This window comes from Pantoea sp. CTOTU46764 (assembly GCF_031974595.1).
In the GTDB taxonomy this organism is placed as follows: Bacteria; Pseudomonadota; Gammaproteobacteria; order Enterobacterales; family Enterobacteriaceae; genus Pantoea; species Pantoea trifolii.
In genome coordinates this window covers 59621-74401 of the sequence record NZ_DALYOQ010000001.1, presented here as the reverse complement: position 1 = coordinate 74401, position 14781 = coordinate 59621, and the positions used below count along the sequence as shown (strand labels likewise).

Annotated in this window: 11 protein-coding genes; 2 read left to right on the top strand and 9 right to left on the bottom strand. The window is 53.1% G+C overall.

Annotated elements, in window-relative coordinates; genetic code table 11:
• Positions 1-4: 4 nt before the first annotated feature.
• Positions 5-1246, bottom strand: coding sequence for an HlyD family type I secretion periplasmic adaptor subunit (locus tag RTM06_RS00345; RefSeq protein WP_312179080.1), 1242 nt, complete (start codon positions 1244-1246; stop codon positions 5-7).
• Entirely contained in the window at positions 1243-3555 is a 2313-nt protein-coding gene (locus tag RTM06_RS00340; RefSeq protein WP_265298780.1) for a type I secretion system permease/ATPase, read from the bottom strand. Before RTM06_RS00340 ends, RTM06_RS00345 begins: the two co-directional genes overlap by 4 nt.
• Positions 3556-3823: 268 nt before the next feature.
• Here RTM06_RS00340 and ddlA point away from each other — a divergent pair, with 268 nt between their 5' ends.
• Positions 3824-4918: a D-alanine--D-alanine ligase gene (ddlA, locus tag RTM06_RS00335; protein ID WP_256697532.1), complete on the top strand. Its 1095-nt coding sequence runs from the start codon at positions 3824-3826 to the stop codon at positions 4916-4918.
• A 14-nt stretch (positions 4919-4932) separates the two neighbouring features.
• Here ddlA and RTM06_RS00330 read toward each other — a convergent pair whose 3' ends face one another.
• The 3 genes from RTM06_RS00330 to RTM06_RS00320 all read right to left on the bottom strand — a co-directional run bounded on the left by RTM06_RS00330 (position 4933) and on the right by RTM06_RS00320 (position 9619).
• The gene (locus RTM06_RS00330) at positions 4933-6357 is read right to left on the bottom strand and encodes a sensor domain-containing diguanylate cyclase (protein WP_265298778.1); all 1425 of its coding nucleotides are present in this window, start codon (positions 6355-6357) and stop codon (positions 4933-4935) included.
• A gap of 294 nt (positions 6358-6651) precedes the next feature.
• On the bottom strand, positions 6652-8127 hold the full coding sequence (locus RTM06_RS00325) for a SulP family inorganic anion transporter (RefSeq protein WP_312179076.1): 1476 nt from the start codon (positions 8125-8127) through the stop codon (positions 6652-6654).
• Positions 8128-8809: 682 nt separating this feature from the next.
• Positions 8810-9619, bottom strand: coding sequence for a 5'-nucleotidase, lipoprotein e(P4) family (locus tag RTM06_RS00320; RefSeq protein WP_256698452.1), 810 nt, complete (start codon positions 9617-9619; stop codon positions 8810-8812).
• Positions 9620-9728: 109 nt separating this feature from the next.
• On the opposite strand from RTM06_RS00320, the gene RTM06_RS00315 reads away from it, so the two are divergent.
• Complete coding sequence (locus RTM06_RS00315; RefSeq protein ID WP_312179074.1) at positions 9729-10448, top strand: polyphenol oxidase family protein; 720 nt, start codon at positions 9729-9731, stop codon at positions 10446-10448.
• 30 nt (positions 10449-10478) lie between these two features.
• On the opposite strand, the gene RTM06_RS00310 is transcribed toward RTM06_RS00315, so the two are convergent.
• The 4 genes from RTM06_RS00310 to RTM06_RS00295 form a co-directional block, all read right to left on the bottom strand.
• The gene (locus RTM06_RS00310; RefSeq protein ID WP_312179072.1) at positions 10479-11798 is read right to left on the bottom strand and encodes a gluconate:H+ symporter; all 1320 of its coding nucleotides are present in this window, start codon (positions 11796-11798) and stop codon (positions 10479-10481) included.
• Positions 11799-11877: 79 nt separating this feature from the next.
• Positions 11878-12642: a gluconate 5-dehydrogenase gene (gene idnO / locus RTM06_RS00305; protein ID WP_265298774.1), complete on the bottom strand. Its 765-nt coding sequence runs from the start codon at positions 12640-12642 to the stop codon at positions 11878-11880.
• Between the two features lie 9 nt (positions 12643-12651).
• Complete coding sequence (idnD, locus tag RTM06_RS00300; RefSeq protein ID WP_312179069.1) at positions 12652-13683, bottom strand: L-idonate 5-dehydrogenase; 1032 nt, start codon at positions 13681-13683, stop codon at positions 12652-12654.
• 170 nt (positions 13684-13853) lie between these two features.
• Positions 13854-14555 carry a response regulator transcription factor gene (locus RTM06_RS00295; protein ID WP_256697538.1) on the bottom strand — a complete coding sequence of 234 codons (702 nt, stop codon included), beginning with the start codon at positions 14553-14555 and terminating at the stop codon, positions 13854-13856.
• Between the last annotated feature and the right edge of the window lie 226 nt (positions 14556-14781).

Genomic DNA, 14781 nt, shown 5'->3' with positions numbered 1-14781 from the left:
ATTATTAACGCTCGCGGAATGCTTCTTTAGCTTTCAGGACCGGCTTCAGCAGGTAATCGAGAATGGTTTTCTCACCCGTGCGCACCTCGACGGTGGCGATCATGCCGGGAATGATTGGCAGATCTTTGTTACCCGCATGCAGCGTGCTTTTGTCCGTCAGGATTAGTACGCGATAGTAGGTATCATCCGGGCGTCCACTGGCCGCTTTCTGATCGTCTTTCAGGGTATCTGGACTGATGTATTCAACGTGCCCATCAAGCCCGCCGTATATGGCAAAGTCGTAGGCCGTGATTTTCACCTTGGCCGGTAAACCAGGACGCAGGAAGGCGACATCAGACGGACGGATTTTCCCTTCCACCAGCAACTGCTCTTCCAGAGGAACGATTTCGAGGATGTGCTCACCTGGCTGAATAACCCCGCCAATCGTGTTTACCCGCACGTTTTTCACCGTACCGCGCACTGGCGCCACTATCGTGGTGCGATCAACGATATCGGCACGACCAATAAGGTTTTCGCTCACCTGGCTCAGTTCTAATTCCAGGCGTCCCAGCTCGGTGTGGGCATCAGATTGATAGCGGTTACGACGCTCAACAATTTGCGCCTGAATGTCATTGGCCTGACGCTGCATGCGCAGTAGTTCGACTTCCGACAAGAGCCCTTTGGCCGCTAACGGTTCAGCCAGATGAATCTCACGCATTGAAAGTGCGTAACTGCGTTGCAATGAGTTGATGCTGTCACTTAACGCACGTTTACGCGATTCATATGCTTTGGTTTCCTGCGCTACAACAGCCGGATCGCGCTTCACCTGCTCATCAAACGCCAGTGGCAGTGAATACGCTTCCGCACGCAGGCGCGCAATGCTGCCCTTTAGACCCACCACTTTGCTCAGGACTTCGCGATAGCTGGACTGGGCACGCGTTGGGTCAATCTTCAGCAGCACATCTCCGGGATCCACTACCGTACCTTCACGCACATTCATCTCTGCCAGAATGCCGCCTTCCAGGCTTTGAATGACCTGTTCACGACTGCGTGAGATGACTTTGCCATCGCCTTTGGTGATCTCTTCGACTCGTGCGTAATTGGCCCAGGTTAATCCTATGCCTAATACCGCGATGATAATCCACATCACCAGCTTGGAACCGGGCGTGGTTTGTGACAGCAGAGATGCCTGCACGTCATTCATAAATTCGGCATCAGCAGTGGACATACCTTTCTCGCTCTTACGCCATGGCATTAACTTGCTCATACTGCAGCCTCCTCTTGTGCTGCTTCTTTCGGCGCAGACACTGCCGAAGCATCGTTAGCGGGCGCTGACGCAGGTACTGCCGGTTCAGCAGCCTTACGCGGCTGCGGACGGGCTTTGTTTTTCCCTTCCAGCGCGGCAAGTACCTGATCTTTAGGACCGTCCGCGACCACTTTTCCTTCTTCCACTACGATGATGCGATCGACCAGCGCCAGAATGGATGGACGATGCGTTACCACGATCAGCGTGTGTCCTTCACTGGCACGACGTAAGTGCGTGAGGAACTGGTTTTCAGTCATGCTATCCATGGCGCTGGTTGGCTCATCCATCAGCAGCACTTTTGGACGCGTCAGCAGCGTTCTCGCCAGAGAAACCAACTGACGCTGACCACCTGACAGGCCTTCACCGCCCTCGCCGACCGTTAAATTGATCCCGCTTGGATGACGTGCGGCAACGTGATCCAGACCAGTAAGGTTCAGCACACGCAACAGCTCATTGGCAGTGGCGTCCGGGCGCCCAATCATCACGTTTTCGCGCAGCGTGCCATAAAACAGACGCGCATCCTGCCCGACAAAACCAACGGCTTTGCGCCAGTCCGCTGGATCAATCTGGTTTACGTCCAACCCATCGGCTGAAAGCTGACCTTTAACCGGCTGGTAGAGTCGCGCCATCACACGTAATAAGGTGGATTTACCGCTACCGATGCGACCGAGAATCGCGACGCGTTCTCCGGCTTTGATGCTCAACGAGATATCTTTGAGGATCTCCGGGTTCGGCTTCATTGGCGGTGCTGGATAGGAGAAGTTGACGTTAGTCAGCGTGATCTCACCACTCAACGGTGGATCAGTGAGATAGGTTTTGCTGCTGTCACGATCGACGGGCATCTCCATCAGTTTGTTCAGCGAAGTTAACGCGGCTTTTGCCTGCTGATAACGCACTGCCAAACCAATAACCTGGCCGAGCGGGCCGGTGGCGCGGCTGGCGAGCATCACGGTGGCGATCATCGCACCCATGGTGAACGTGCCTTCGTTGATCAGATAAACACCGGCAACCACCAACATCACGGTCTGGAACTGCTGCAGGAACGTCACCACGCCGGTTGCCAGCGTCGAGTAACGTTTTGATTTCATTGAGTTAGCTGATTGCAGTGCACTGAAGTTTTCCCAGCGGCGCTGCATGTGCGCTTCACCGCCCACCGCTTTCAGCGTTTCCATGCCTTCAACCGACTCGATCAATACGCCTTGCTTGAGCGAGGCGTCACGCAAGTTCTCTTTCATGATGCGTGCCAATGGCCACTGGATCGCGGCACTGACGATGATGATCAAAGGGATCATCATGAGCGGAATGATTGCTAACGGGCCGCTGATAAAGAAGATCACGCCAACAAACATCAGAATGAAGGGCAGATCGGAAATCGCCGCCAGCGTGGCGGAAGCCACGAAGTCACGTACCGATTCATATTCACGAATCTGGTTGGCGAAGGTACCGGAGGAAGCCGGTTTATGCTCCATCTGGATGGAAAGCGCCTGGCGGAACAGCATACTGCCGAGCACTAAATCGGCCTTTTTACCGGCCATGTCCAGTAGATGCGCACGTACGAAACGCGTAACGGCTTCAAAAACCATCGCAATGGTGACGCCAATGGCCAATGACCACAGCGTTACGAAGGCTTGATTGGGCACCACACGGTCATAGACGTTCATGGTGAAAAAGATGCTGGAAAGACCGAGGACGTTGATCAATACCGCCGCAATTGCGGCGCTGCGGTAATAGCGGCGATAGCGCCACAGCGTGGTAAACAGCCAATGGCCTTTCACCTCTGGCAACATTTCACTGGCGCGCTCATCAACCACCGCAGCAGGTTTCGCCATCACGGCGAAGCCGGCGTAGATCTCATTGAGTTCTGCCAGGCTCATCTCAACGGCTGAAGCGCTCACTTCTGGCATCACCAGTTGGAAACGCAATTCACGTTGATTCTCTTCGTTGGTGTGAATACGGCGTGACAGCACAATACAGCCGCCGCCCTCTTTGCGCAGCAGTATCATCGGCATTAACTGTTCCGGAAGATCCTGCAGACGTCGTTCGACCATACCGCCGGTAATGCCGGCATTTTCCAGCGCAGTCATGGCTTGTGATGGTGAGAGCAATGTCGCTTTTGGCAAACCCGCCACCAGCGCTTCTTCACTTTTCTCGCGTTTGTAGTGTTTGCAGATCCAAGCCACGCTTTTTAACAACGTGTCATCCACCCTGGTTTCAATACGAGCAACAGAACGCGCATCCTGCTCCACAGCATCCTGCTTCTGGTCGACCATTTCCCGACTCCTGTAAACCTGACAAAAAAACGGTGAGCACATTGCCCACCGTTGCACCTGTTTGAATTGGGAAAATTCTGACAGAAGGCAGGTTTTGAGCCGTCCAAGACTTGTCTCAAACGGTTATGAATAATTGTTTAAACTCGTGACTGAGCAGGCTGAGATAGACTGTTTTACAGTGTGTTATGCAGGAAAAAGCAGGGCTATTGATGGCTGTCCTGGGCGTGTTATCTTACTGGCTCGCTTTATCGCAATCGGACAAATAGCAATGGTAAAACAGCGTGTAGGGATCGTGTTTGGCGGCAAATCAGCCGAGCATGAAGTGTCATTACAATCAGCCAAAAACATCCTCGAAGCCATCGACAAGAGTAAGTATGACGTGGTGTTACTGGGGATCGATAAACAGGGTGAATGGCATCTCAATGATGCATCGGGATTCTTGCTCAACGCTGAGAATCCGAAGCTGATTGCCCTTAATCGTTCAGGTGAAAATATCGCGCTGGTACCAGGAAGTTCTTCCCAGCAGGTGATTACCCGTCAGCAGGCGCAGCCGCTATCACAACTGGATGTTATTTTCCCTATCGTGCACGGCACGCTGGGTGAAGATGGTTCGCTGCAGGGCTTATTACGCATGGCGAATCTGCCGTTTGTCGGTTCTGACGTGCTCGGTTCTGCAGTCAGCATGGACAAAGATTTCACCAAGCGCCTGTTACGTGATGCTGGGCTGAGCGTCGCTCCCTGGCTGAGCGTAACGCAGGCACAGCGCGCGAATATTAACGCTGAGGCCGTGATTGCCCGCTTTGGTCTGCCGCTGTTTATCAAACCGGCTAACCAGGGATCATCCGTCGGCGTGAGCAAAGTCGACAGCGTTGAAGCGTTCGATGTCGCACTGGATCTGGCCTTTACGTTCGATCGCAAAGTGTTGATCGAGCAAGGGATCAAAGGACGCGAGATTGAGTGTGCTGTGCTCGGCAACGATACGCCAGAAGCCAGCCCATGCGGCGAAGTGGTCGTCCACGATGCCTTTTACTCCTACGACACCAAATACATCAGCGAAAGCGGCGCTCAAGTGGTGGTGCCAGCAGCGATCAGCGATGAAGCCAGCGAGGCAATACGTCAGGTGGCGATTACCGCGTTTCAGGCGCTGGAGTGTTTTGGTATGGCGCGTGTTGACGTGTTCCTGACGGAAAGCGGCGAGATCATTGTCAATGAAGTGAATACCCTGCCAGGCTTCACCAACATCAGCATGTATCCGAAGCTATGGCAGGCTGCGGGCTTAAGCTACAGCGACCTGATTTCCCGTCTGATCGAGCTGGCACAGCAGCGTCATCAACAGACCAGCCAACTGAAAAGCAGCGTGTAAAAGGCGGACGTGGCTCAGGCCACGTCATTCATCATGCTGCGCGGTTCCATCGCCGGTGAGGTTTGATTTCGTCCATTGCGTTTGGAGAGATAGAGATTCTTATCCGCCGCTGACACTAAACGATTAATTACGCCAGGCCATTCACGTTCGCTCTGCGCACTGCCGCGCGCCAGGCCTAAACTGGCGGTGACCGTTACCGTGTTGCCCTGAATCCAGAACTTCTCTTTGACCATCGCCTGGCGCACTGTTTCAGCCAGTTGATAGAGCTGGCTGTGGCTACAATCGAACACCACCACCACAAACTCTTCACCACCAAATCGACACACCATGCCACGGTTACCAACCACACGCTGAATACGCCGCGCAATCTCTTCAAGCACGCAATCACCGGCATCGTGACCGAAGTTGTCGTTAATGGCTTTGAAATAGTCGACATCGAGCATCACTACGCCGGCTTCCCGCTGTAGCGAAAAAGGTTCATTTCTAAGACTTTCATACAGACCGGAACGCGACAGCAACTGGGTGAGGAAATCAAAATTAGCGCGCAAAGCAAGGCGATGATTCAGCTGGCGGATGGCATCCATGCTCACCGCCACAAGCAATGGACTGAGCGCAACGGTAGCAACGCCAAGGCGTGCCGAAGTGAGATGGCTAATCGGCAGCAGCGCATCGTCACCCTGAATATTCATGACGCCGTGCGACACCAGCACAATCTCGGTGATACCGGTTATCAGGATCACCAAACTGGTCAACGGAATCGGCAACACGATAGCGCACCAGATCAGGGCAGGAACCGGGAATGTCAGGCTGCCTGCCCCGCCAATTAATGCTCCAACGATCAGCGACAGGATGACCGCCGCCAGTGGCAGCAGTTTGCCGGGATGCAGCAAGGTGCGCGGTGAAACCGTGCGCAGCGGGCGTGCCAACATTACCGGCAGCAGCATCAGTGAAGTGGAGAACTGTTCGCTGAACCAGTCGCCCCACGCCACGATAAAGCGCGCATTGAAATCGATATCCTGCGCCCATGCGCCCCAGGTCGCACACGCCGCCGCGCCAAGAAAACAGGCGGGAAAAATGCGCATCGCATTAAATACCTGACTGTTAGCGGAAGGACGCTGCAAATGTTTGATCAGCATGCTGACCGCGACGAGGATAAACAGAATATTAGCAAAATTGACGGTAAACGCTGGCAGCGCCCAGCCGGAAAATACCGTGTCGTTAAAAACCATCGCACTAAAACACACCAGATAACTGGAGGTGGTGTGCAAAAACGGATTCCGCACGATCAGTCCAGCCACCAGTGCATTCACCGGCCAAAACAGAGAGAACTCTTCGGGAATGCGTAAATGGCTGCCGATAAAGCAGAAAAACAGCGTAATGAAGAACAGCGTGAGAGCATTCTTTTTAAAATTATTCTCTTCAAACAGCATAACGCGCATACGTCTGAACCCTGTAACCTGGAAAGTGCCGCCATCAGCCATAGGCATCAGCAAGCATTAAACCGGAAATAACCGTGCGATGATTCGGTAATTAAGCAAGTGTTCGTCATCCTACTCTGCGGCTGGGCGGCGCTCAACCTGCCATAAACAGCAGCGTCGGGCCAAATGGCATTGTGGAAACGCCAGAGAAAAAGGATAAAACTTGCGGCAATTATGCCTTGTAAATAAAAAAATCGGCTATCCGAGATATCCGATTTTTCATTTTAAAACCGCTATTCCAGCGCAGACTTATTGCTATTTCACCACAACAGGCCACTGACTCAGACGAATGCCACGTTCACGCGCGTTTTCACCAAAGTCTTTTAGCACCGCCTTAACGTCCGGATCCATATACTCGGCGTTATCGTTATCCACAACGACCACGCTATTTTCCGGAATTTCCGCCAGCAATCCCTGCAGTTTCGGATTGTGCATAAAGGTCAGATTTTGCTTGAGGCGTAAAACGTAGTGACCGTCATGACGCGTGAGCTGCAAGGCGTTGCGATGGCTTTTATAGATGCTGTAGAGAATTTGGGTAGCGATGCCAATTCCAATGCCGGCCAGCATGCCAAACACGATAATCCCGCCGATGGTGGCAAGGAATGGCACATATTGCTGCGGCCCCATGCGTATCTGCTCAATGAACAGGCGCGGTGTAGCCAGCTTATAACCGGTATAGAGCAGCACCGCCGCGAGGCTGGCAAGGGGAATCGCGTTGAGCAGATTACTGAACCACAGGCCGCAAATTAATAGCAGCACACCATGGATTAGAATCGACAGCTTAGTTTGCGCGCCAACGCTCACATTCACCGAGCTGCGCACGATCACCGCAGTAATCGGCATCGCGCCAAGGAAACCAGCCGTCAGGTTACCCATGCCCTGCGCAAACATCTCTTTGTTGGGTGAAGGTGCAGGATTTTGCGGACGCAGTTTCTTCAGCGCTTCCTGGCTGAGCAGCGTTTCAAGGCTCGCGACCAGCGCCAGCGTTATCGCCACCATCCACACAGCAGGGTTTTGCCACGCTTGCCAGTCTGGCGTTTCCAGCTCCGCCACCAGCGCCGACATGCTATCAAACGCAGGTAGCGTGATGCGCGGTAAGCCTTCTGCCAGCGCCGGGAACAGACGATCGCCAAACAGTGTGGCGGCACAGCCTACCAGCACCGCCACCAGCGGGCCGGGCATCCAGCTTAGCGCTTTAAACGATTTAATCAGCGGTGTGGTCCATAGCCAGAGAATCAATAATCCCGCGCCAGCAACCAGCATCGCACTGCGCGAAAATTGAAACTCCCCGTTAACCAACGACAGCAGCTCGACATCGCCCGCCGCGCCGAATGCTACCGGAATTTGCTGCATAATCAGCAGAATACCAATCGCCGCCAGCATGCCTTTAATCACGCTGCTCGGCACCAGCGCGATAAAGCGTCCGGCACGCAGTAAGCCAAACAGGCACTGCAACGCACCCGCCAGAATCAGCGCGGTGAGAAAGGCGGAAAAGCTTCCTAGCGTGGCGATCGATGCGACCACAATCGTCACCAAACCCGCCGCTGGACCGCTGACGGCAAAGCGCGACGGGCTGAGCGCAGTAACCAGCAAACCGCCAATCACACCGGTTAGCAGACCAGCAAAGGGGGGCAATCCACTTGCCTGCGCGATGCCAAGACAGAGCGGCAGCGCGACCAGAAACACCACTAATCCAGCCGGAATATCCTGACGAAGCGTGCTTAAATTCATGGCGTTGATTCCTCTGCAGATTGCTGAATTAACCGCGCGCGGCGCTGGAAAGCCAGACTGCTATTTATCGCTAATAAGGGTTTCAGGGTCGTCACAATAATCTTCTCTCAACGTTTTGAAATATCGCTTTCAGCTAAATAGCGACGTCATTAAACGCGGCTATGGAGAACAATTGAGGATGAAAGCAGAACTTCCTCACAGAAATTGTTTATAGACGCTTAAGCATAGTGTTGCATCAGGAATATTTGTGACGTCGACAAAATGCGTCTTTTTGTAAACAAAACTTCAGTAAATATATTAATTTGGTAAGTTTATGCAAGTGGGCAAGCATTGAGCGAAAACGATAAAAATGATTATTAACAGTTAAATAAGGGCATCTTTAAATATAATATTCGTGATGCAATTACAAAAATATACACGTAATAATGCTGTGCCTTTCAAGTGGCGATAAGAATTAAGCCTTTTGAGCTGGGAAGATTCCTAATTATAAAATTTATGATTAGCGTTATTCACTGCCATTTTGCCAGCAAGACAATATAATTCACTGCTCATTCTCATCAAATTAAGTAAGAGATCAGGAAAACCGTGAGGAGAATAATAGTTACGCAGGAGTGTAAATATAACTGGACCTGAAGTGGGCATGAATGCGCCTGCCTAAGCAGACGCTATTTCACCTGACGAATTATTTACCGTTCCACGCTTTCATACGCGCTTCACGCACCTGCAATTGCTGTTCAGGCGTCAGTTTGTTGTAGTTTTCTGCCATGCCACTTTCCCAGTCGCCATACAGCGGGTTGGGTAACACGATGAATTGGGTGCCAAAACGCTGATGGTTGAGGCTCACGAACTGCTGACGCTGCGCATTTCCCTGATGCCAGGTTGAACCGCCAAAGTCATTCAGGTTGTCGCCCACATACAGCACCACGTTGTAACCCGCGTTTTTCACCGCATCGAAGCGCTCTTGCTTGTTGGAATTGCCGGTGCTCAGGCGCACTGTTTTCTCGCTCACCCCGCTGAAGCCCAGCTTATTCAGGTTCTCCACGGTTGCGGCATAGTCTTTTTGATCGCGGTTGGAGATATAGAACATAGTGCCGCCGTGGCTGTTGACGTAGTTAGCAAACTCCACTGCGCCCGGCACGGCGGTGGCCTGACGCGCCTGCGTCCACGCTGACCAGGTTTTACCGGAGAAGGGCTGGCCATTTTTTGCCTGCCACGCGCTATAGGCGCTGTTATCAATCATGGTTTCATCCAAATCGACGATAACCGCTTTCGGTTTACCCGCCAGCGATGGCGCCTGATCAAAAGCCATGCGCGCGCTGTTAAACGCCTGCCAGCTCAATGCCTGATATTCGCCGGATTGCTGGAACCAGTTCACTGCCAGTACCGATTGCTGACCGAGCTGCTGCTGAGCCTGCTGTTTGGCAGGTTGCGCGCAACCGGTCAACGCCAACGCGATTAAGCCGGACGCCGCCAGCAAAGTGGTTTTCTTCATCATTTCATCCTTAAGTGATTAGGGGCAGTTTTTGTAAAGCTTTAAAAATGTAGCAGTTAACGTAAGCTGTGGGCAGCAGAAAGCAGCCGTTTGGTGAGAGGAGACACTTATGGCACAGCACCCGCACAGCGGTCCACGCTCGAGACTATTGGATGCGTTTTCCTGGCTGGAATACGCGTTTCAACCGGCGGGCCAGCCCGTTCCAGTCAATGCCGCTTACGGCCAACAGCGTCACAGCGCCAATGTGCTGCTGGCTAATCAAAACATCCCGCCTAAGCGTTGCGAATCAGATGGTTTGATTGGCGAAGATCATCTGCCGGTCGCGGTATATACCGCCGATTGTCTGCCGGTGTTATTTGCCGACCCGCAACAACAGCAAGTGGCGGCGGTGCACGCCGGATTAAAAGGCACACTCGGTGGCGTATTGAACAACGCGATTGATCGTCTGCTGGAACGCGGCGCCAGCCGTGAAACGCTGCGTGTGGCCATCGGTCCGGCGATCGGGCCGTGCTGCTATGAGCTGGGTAACGATCTGGTGACACAGATGCAGGATCGTGACGATCTTCCGCCGTTACCCTACTTCACTCAGCAGCCGCATAACGCACAAGCGATCCGTCCGCAGGCGCGGACTCAGCATGATGGAATCTGGTTTGATTTGCCTAATCTGGCGCGGCGCTTGTTGTTACAGCGGGGAATAGTGGCGGAACATATTGAGGTGCTAAACGTTTGTACTTACTGCATGGCGGAATCGGGTTCCAGCTATCGCTACAACACCCATTTTGACAGCGGCTATCAGTCACGTTTCTCGTGGATCCGCACGCGTGGTTGAGGGCTTCACATCCTTGTGAAGCCTTGTCGATCAGTGAATTATCGCATTGAGCGCCAGTACGCCGGCTAAACCGAGAATCGAGATCAGCGTTTCCATCACCGTCCAGGTTTTCAGGGTTTCCACCACGCTCAGGTTGAAGTAGCCTTTGAACAGCCAGAAGCCGGGATCGTTAACGTGTGAAGCGATCACGCTGCCGGAACCCACCGCCAGCACCATCAAGGCCGGATCGGCGTGCGTGGCCGCGATAATCGGCGTCACAATACCGGCGGTGGTGATGGCGGCCACCGTGGCCGAACCCAGCGCCACGCGCAGCATTGCCGCCACCGTCCAGCACATCAGCAGCGGTGAAAGAGACGATCCCTTCATCATATCGGCGATATAGTTACCCACGCCGCTGTCCACCAGCACTTGTTTGAACGCACCGCCGCCTGCGATGATAAAGATGATCATGGCGATGGCGGCAATCGATTCGCCGCACATATCCATCACTTCTTCCATCTTACGGCCATTGCGCAGCCCCAACGTCAGCACGGCGATTACTACCGCGATAAACAGCGCTACCGCTGGATTGCCGATGAATTCAAAGAACTGACGCAGCGCGTTCTCTTTCGGTGTGGTTAATTCGAAGACGGCGGCAATCGCCATCAGTACCACGGGAATCACTGTGGCAAAGATACTGATACCAAAGCCCGGCATCTCCTCTTCCGTGAAGATTTTTGGGTTATACAGCCCTTCCGGCGGTGACTTCTCAAAGCTTTTGAGGAACTTCGAGAAAACCGGTCCGGCAATAATCACCGTTGGAATGGTGATGATCATACCGTAGAGCAACGTTGTACCGAGATTGGCACCAAAGATGGTGGCAATCGCCGTTGGGCCCGGATGTGGCGGCAGGAAGCAGTGCGTGACCGAGAGCGCGGCGACCATCGGCACGCCGACGTACAGCAGCGGCAGACCGGCAGCTGCCACGATAGTGAACACCAGCGGCAGCAGCAGCACGAAACCGACTTCGTAGAACATCGCCAGCCCGACAATCAATCCGGTCACCACCAGCGCCCATTGCAGCCGCTCTTTACCAAACGCGGCGATCAGCGTGGTGGCAACGCGTTGTGCGGCACCGGTATCGGAAACCAGTCTCCCGAGCATGGCGCCGAAGCCGAGGATCATCGCTAATCCGCCTAACGTGGAGCCGATACCTTTCTGGATCGAGGCCATCACGTTCAGCGGCGTCATGCCTTCGGCGATACCGACCACCGCCGAGACAAACACCAACGCAATGAAACCATTGACCTTAAATACAATCATCAACACCAGCAGCAGTATCACACCCAGCACAATGATGGTTATTGGCATTTTTTATTATCCTTAGGAATACAGAGGGGTGATTAAGGTTTAGGCGCGGCCCGACGATAACGCCAGCCGCGTCCAGGTATCACACGGCGACGCGCATGCCACCGTCAACGAACAGCAGATGCCCGTTAACAAAGTTCGATGCACCGGAAGCGAGGAATACAGCCGCACCAATCAACTCTTCCGGCTTGCCCCAGCGTGCGGCTGGCGTACGCTTGGTGAGCCAGCCGGTAAAGGCAGGATCGTCTGCCAGCGCCTGGGTCATCTCAGTGACGAAATAGCCCGGCGCAATGGCGTTGACCTGAATATTGTGACGCGCCAGCTCCACGCACATGCCGCGCGTCAGCATAGTCACCGCGCCTTTGGAGGCCGCGTAAGGCGTGATGGTGTCGCGCCCTAATTCGCTCTGCATCGAACCGATATTGATGATTTTGCCCTGCTGACGCTCAACCATTTTTTTCGCCACGGTTTGCGAAACCAGGAATACGGCGGTCTGGTTTACCGCAATGACGTCATTCCAGTCCTGCTCCGGGAATTCCAGGAAAGGTCGGCGGCGCTGAATGCCGGCATTATTTACCAGCACATCAATCGCGCCCCACTCCGCTTCAATCTCATCCACCGCCTGCTTAACCTGCGCCGATTGCGTGACATCAAACGCTTTGGCGTGCGCGCGTAAGCCCAACTCACGCAGATGCGCGGCGCCCTTCTCTGCCCCTTCGAGCGTGGTGGCGTTGACAATCACTTCGGCACCGGCTTCCGCTAAGCCACGCGCCAGCAAAAACCCAATACCACGCGCCGAACCGGTAAGCAGCACACGCTTGCCTTCGAGAGAAAATAACTGGCTCATCACTGCTCCTTAAAAAGTTAACTGAACTTTAGCGGCACGGGTTTTATCGCCGGCAAACTGCAGCGCGGCATCAATATCCTGCAAGGCGAACTCACCACTGAACAGCGGCAACGGATTCACCACGCCAGTAGCTAGCCATTCGACGGCGGTGTTGAATTCATGGGTAAAGCGGAAGGAACCGACCAGATTTATCTCTTTGGCAATCAGCGCCATGATTGGGAAATTGGGGATGGTGCCGCCCATACCAACCTGCACCAGCGTGCCTTTGGCGCACACCACATCAAGGCAGCGCTGCAGCGAAGAAGGATGACCAGAGGCTTCAAACGCCACATCGAAATAGCCTTTGTCGGCGAGGTATGGCACGAAATCGCCCTCTGCGGCATGAATCACGTCGGTTGCGCCCATTTGCTGCGCCATCTCCAGTGAACGCTCGCTGATATCGCTGCACACAATGGAGGCGGCGCCACGCGCTTTTGCCGCCGCCGCAATCAGGCAGCCAATCGGACCCACGCCCGAAATGAACACGTGCTTGCCAGTGAGATCGCCCGCCTGCTGCGTAGCGTGAATGCAAACCGCAAGCGGCTCAGCAAATACCATGACCGTTTCGTCGGCATCCTGCGGGAACGGCACACATTGCGCGCTATCGACCACTTTATATTGAGTAAAACCGCCATCAACGTGCGGCACATACATGGCGCTGCCGAAGAAACGCATGGTGGTGCACTGATTTTCCTGATCGCGCTGGCAATATTTGCAGGTGCCGCAGGGCTTTGAGGGATTTACCGCGATTTTTTGCTCGGGTTTGAGATTCGGGTCATCGCTCTCAACCACGTAGCCAATCACTTCATGGCCAAGAATCATCGGCATTTTGATCTCAAAACTGCCGACCTTACCTTCCTGATAGTAATGCAGATCGGAGCCACAAATGCCGCCACGCGTGATGCGCACCAACGTACCTTTGCCGTCCCATTTCACCTGCTGCTGTGCAACGCTGACTTGTTTTTTTCCAGTGATCATGCCGGATTGCGTTTCGATATTCATAACGTCCCCATAAGTGCTGTAGCAATGGGCGCCATCAGACCGGGTTACGCAGCTTTAAACTGTGATGAAGATCACCTAAAGACATGTTACGGAAAGGTGTTACCTGGAACGTGAAGTATGCAATGCAGAGGAGGCTACTGGCGGCCGTATGTGGCCGCCTGTGAAGAAAATTAATAGCCTGACATCAGGTCGTGGCTGTATTTGAACAGCTCAGAATCGGAGCGCAAACCGAGTTTTTTCAGAGCCGATTGTTTTTGTCCGCTCACCGTTTTACGGCTGCGCTTAAACTTCACGGCAATTTGCGACACGCTTAAACCATCGAGAAAACAACGCACCACTTCCACTTCGCGCGGGCTGAGGGTTTTCACCTTCTCATACATGTTGCCTTTGCTGCTGAAATCAAGGCTTTCATCCAGTGACTCTTCACTCATGACATAGAGATTTTCCACTTCATAGGCGACTTCTTTTGACAGGAACAAACGTCCTTGTGCCACCTGACGAATAGCGTGTGTGATCTCTTGCATGTTGTGGCTCTTACCAATGAAGCCTTTTACACCCGCGCTCAGCACCATTTTGACGATGGCAGGACTCTCCATTGAAGAAGAGATCAGAATTTTTTGCTGCGGATAGTGATTACGCAGTTGCTTCACCAACGCCAAACCATCCAGTTCACGCTCGCCCAGCAGGAAATCCAGTACCAGCACATCAACCACGGTACTCCTTAGCTGATTAAATAATTCATTACTTGAAGCCCAGGTTCCCACCAAATGAATATCGGACTCATGTTTTAAACACAACTCGAAAACGGTACGGACCATTGGGTGATCATCAAGGACAGCCACACGCACTTGTTTATTATGTGCATATACCATTTATTTATTCCTTTATTACAGCATTAACTTTGTCCAATTCTGACCACCACAACTGCTTCAATAAATAAATGGTATCGATTACAGCAGTCGTGAAAGAGTAGCATTCACAACATCAGAATTTTAAATTGATAGAGTCACCCTAACAGCGGCCATTTTTATATGCCTCTTTAGGTTTATATTTTATCGTGATAAATTTTTACTTGCCTGCTCACGTAAAAGTGGGAAA